Genomic DNA, 3,872 nt, shown 5'->3' on the forward strand with positions numbered 1-3,872 from the left:
GTCATCCCGAACTCAGGAACCCCCATCGATTTGCTAGCGATCACTTTTTTGAGTGCTACGGCGGACCCTTTTTTGGTAGCCGCAGGGTCTGCCGCCATCATCGCGTCATACATTTTGTTCGATACGCTGATCGCATCGCCGTTTTGACCGAGTGCCATGAGGGCAACCATATCTTTTTTGGTACTTCCCACACCGAGCGTAGTCGCGATCGGCATAGCGGCGAGCATGTGAGATGCATCGAGCTCTCCGACGGTCATTTTGTCACGGACGTTTGCCCATGAAGCCTCTTTGCTTAATTCGACGTTCAAGCCGTGTTTGGCAAAGAACCCTTTTTCTTTTGCGATAACCAAAGCTGCACAATCGGTCAATGGGATAAATCCGATTTTGAGATCTTTTTTCTCTGGTGCAGCCATCGCTATGGAAGCAGCTAGTGATAACACTAACGCACCTTTTCCTAAAATATTCAAGCTTTTCATGGGAACTCCTTATTAAGACTATTTTGTCTGAAATAATTGTAGAGTAAAAAGTCCGAATAAGATACAGTTTGCTGATTAAAAAATAATCACTTTGTTGTTTAGTGATATTTTTATTTTCTATCTATTAATACCGTTATTATTTGATTAAATTATTTCTTTAGCGGCTGTGATACACTTTTGGTAAATAGCTAAAAAAGGATCACACAATGAAATTAAAGTTATCAAGTGCACTATTCTATGCGGCGTTGGGGATGGGTAGCTTAGTTTTTGCCATGGGAGATGAACATCGTGATCATCAGCAACACTCCATGGTGAGTGAAAAAACGATCCATGCAACCGGAATGGTGAAATCATTAGCCCAAAATCATGAGACTCTTCGTATCTTTCATGATCCGATTCCTGAGCTCAAATGGCCTTCGATGAATATGGCGTTTGAGGTTAGTGACCATGAGCTGACCCATCCGTTGGAAGTGGGTGATCGAGTGAATTTTGAATTTATTCAAAAAGAGGGCAAGAATATTATTGTACGGATGAAAAAACAATGAACCGTATCCTCGTTCTCATTCTAATCGGGATCATCGGCTATGCTGGAGATGTGAATGTTTCGACACCTGTATCGAGCGATGCCATTGAGGGTAGAAGCGTTTATATGTCTCCTCCGGGATCGGTTGATGTCGCGGATGAGGGGTGTGTTCAAAAAGAGGATCAAAACGTCACGGGGCACGGAGGGGCAAAAAAATGGTAGCCAAAACCGTCAGTGTATCCATTATAGCACTCATACTCTTCACCGGATGCTCCACACTCACTCAAAAGGAAGCTTTTAGCTCTTTAGAAAATTTGGCAAGCGAGCGGGGGATTAGCAATCTTCAATGGATCAAAACGGCACAAGAAGCAGCCATGGTGGATGAGAGTGTCCGAGCCCTTTTATCAGCACCTTTGACACAGGAAAACGCTGTGCGTATTATGCTGATCAATAACCGTGTCTTACAGCAAATGTATGAAGAGATCGGGATAGCCCAAAGTGAATTGGTTGAAGCGGGTTTGATGCGTAATCCGCTTTTGGGCTACAGTATTGGACGAGCTAATGGGATCACTACTTCCACATTAAGCGTAGAAGTAGCTTTTTTAGACCTTCTTTGGATCCCTTTGCGGCGTGAACTTGGCGGATTAGCACTCGAAGAGACAACGTTTCGCGTCGGGGATAGTGTGTTGCGCAGTGCAAGAGATGCAAAGAAGAGCTATGTGGATGCACGTGTAGCGGAAGAGAAAGTTGCCCTCAACCGATCGATTCTAAAATCACATGAAGCATCTTTGCAATTAGCAGTACGCCAATACACAGCGGGGAACCTCTCCAAACGTGAAATGCTCAAAATTCAAGATGCTTATCAGCATGCTCGTATCGAATCGATGAAGCTTGCTCGCGAAAATGCTTCAGCGCGGGAAGCATTGAATACCCTCTTGGGTTTGTATGGGGAGCAAACCCATTATACGTTGAGTACCGAACCACTTAAGCCTACGGAGAGCGTGATCACAGAATCCGGATTGGAAAAACGTGCCATCGCCAACCGTCTTGATATGCGCAGTGCGATCAAATCGGTAGATTACGCCGCAATGCAGGCAGGATATACACAAAATACTCGTCTTTTGGATGAGGTGGAACTTTCACTCGAGAGTGAAAAAACAACGGGTGAAAAGCGGTTTAATACCTTTGGGATAAAACTCCCCATCCCCATATTTGATTTTGGACAAGCGCGGGTGAGCAAATCAGAGGCGATGTATAATCAAAGTGTCCACCATCTCTACGAGAGAGCGGTCACAATCCGCTCAGAGGTGCGTGAGAGATACGGACACTACCGATACAGCTATGATATTGCAAAAGAGTATGATGAGGTGATCGTCAAAAACAATCAGCAAATTTTGGAAGAGACACAGCTCTTTTACAACGGAATGTTGGATGGTATTTATGAACTGCTCGAAGATCAGCGCCGAGCAGGGGAAGCCAAAATAGAAGCGCTTGAAGCGCGGGGAGAATACCAAAAAGGAGAAGCCGATTTGGAATACACGATAGGGGGGAAATTGTAATGGCATCCGATCGACGCGATTTTTTAGGTTTGGGTGCGGCATTGATTGCATCCGCAGCATTGAGTCCGAACCTTAAAGCATCTGAACATGAACACGCTGCACATGGGGGGATCAAGCGACAGCTTACCCTCGTCAACAACCCCAAACGGGTCCTCTCACCTGCAACGGTGATTACCCCCAAAGAGGGGAAAAATTATAATCCCGTCGTGACCCTCAACGGCTGGACATTGCCCTATGAGATGAAAGAGGGGGTGAAAGAGTTTCATATTATCGCCGAACCGGTAGTGCGGGAGTTTGCCCCTGGGATGGTAGTGAACTGCTGGGGATACAACGGTACCTCTCCTGGCCCTACTATCGAAGCGGTGGAGGGTGATAGGATACGGCTGATTGTGACCAATAAACTCCCCGAACACACGACGATCCATTGGCATGGCTTAATACTCCCTAACGGGATGGACGGAGTCGGCGGTTTGACCCAGCCGCAGATCGCTCCGGGGGATACATACGTCTATGAATTTACCTTACGTCAGAGCGGGACGTTTATGTATCATCCCCACGCCGATGAGATGGTACAAATGGCAATGGGGTGCATGGGGATGTTTATTGTCCATCCGAAAAATCCTAAACTGCATAAAGTGGATCGGGATTTTTGTTTTCTACTTGCCAGTTACGACGTCGCACCGGGAACGTATACCCCCAATCCCTCAACGATGACTGAGTTTAATATCTGGAGTTTTAACAGCCGTGTTTTTCCGGGTATAGAGACGATGAATGTTCGTGTCGGTGATCGTGTCCGTATTCGGGTAGGAAACCTCACGATGACCAACCATCCGATCCACATGCACGGTCATCCATTCGAGGTGACCTGCACCGACGGAGGATGGGTTCCAAAAGGTGCAAGATGGCCTGAAGTGACGATCGATGTAGGAGTAGGACAGATGCGCGCCATCGAATTTATAGCCACCGAGGAGGGGGATTGGTCGTTTCACTGCCATAAATCCCACCACACGATGGGACCGATGGGGCATAATGTTCCGAATATGATCGGGGTGAAACAAGATGATTTGACCGAAAAGATCAGTGATTTAATGCCTGATTACATGTATATGCCGATGGGGAAAAACGGGATGGCAGAGATGCAGGATATGGCGGAGATGGGGATGAAACTCCCTGAAAATACGCTACCGATGATGACTGGGAAAGGGCCATTTGGCCCCATCGAGATGGGGGGGATGTTTACGGTAGTGAAAGTGCGTCGCAATCAGCCTCATGGAGATTACAGCGATCCGGGATGGTTCAACCATCCTAAAGGGA

Annotated in this window: 5 protein-coding genes; 4 read left to right on the forward strand and 1 reads right to left on the reverse strand. The window is 46.8% G+C overall.

All coding sequences use genetic code 11. The features are described from left to right. Positions 1-476 (reverse strand): ABC transporter substrate-binding protein (locus PHR02_RS13190; RefSeq protein ID WP_299992723.1); only part of this gene is annotated, 476 nt, incomplete at its 3' end. Positions 477-682: 206 nt separating this feature from the next. Here PHR02_RS13190 and PHR02_RS13195 point away from each other — a divergent pair. The 4 genes from PHR02_RS13195 to PHR02_RS13210 all read left to right on the forward strand — a co-directional run. Beyond that, the gene (locus PHR02_RS13195) at positions 683-1,021 is read left to right on the forward strand and encodes a copper-binding protein (RefSeq protein WP_299992725.1); all 339 of its coding nucleotides are present in this window, start codon (positions 683-685) and stop codon (positions 1,019-1,021) included. Then, positions 1,018-1,221 carry a hypothetical protein gene (locus PHR02_RS13200; protein WP_299992726.1) on the forward strand — a complete coding sequence of 68 codons (204 nt, stop codon included), beginning with the start codon at positions 1,018-1,020 and terminating at the stop codon, positions 1,219-1,221. Before PHR02_RS13195 ends, PHR02_RS13200 begins: the two co-directional genes overlap by 4 nt. Next, entirely contained in the window at positions 1,215-2,558 is a 1,344-nt protein-coding gene (locus tag PHR02_RS13205) for a TolC family protein (RefSeq protein WP_299992727.1), read from the forward strand. The genes PHR02_RS13200 and PHR02_RS13205 overlap by 7 nt, the downstream gene beginning before the upstream one ends. Further along, positions 2,558-3,872: copper oxidase (locus tag PHR02_RS13210; protein WP_299992729.1), on the forward strand; the 1,315-nt coding region annotated here is incomplete at its 3' end. The genes PHR02_RS13205 and PHR02_RS13210, both read left to right, overlap by 1 nt.

It is taken from the genome of Sulfuricurvum sp., from assembly GCF_028688295.1.
In the GTDB taxonomy this organism is placed as follows: Bacteria; Campylobacterota; Campylobacteria; order Campylobacterales; family Sulfurimonadaceae; genus Sulfuricurvum.

Bases quoted from the DNA above. Each gene is read 5' to 3' on its own strand.
- PHR02_RS13200 (WP_299992726.1), top strand. From the start codon at position 1,018: ATGAACCGTATCCTCGTTCTCATTCTAATCGGGATCATCGGCTATGCT.
- PHR02_RS13195 (WP_299992725.1), top strand. From the start codon at position 683: ATGAAATTAAAGTTATCAAGTGCACTATTCTATGCGGCGTTGGGGATG.
- PHR02_RS13205 (WP_299992727.1), top strand. From the start codon at position 1,215: ATGGTAGCCAAAACCGTCAGTGTATCCATTATAGCACTCATACTCTTC.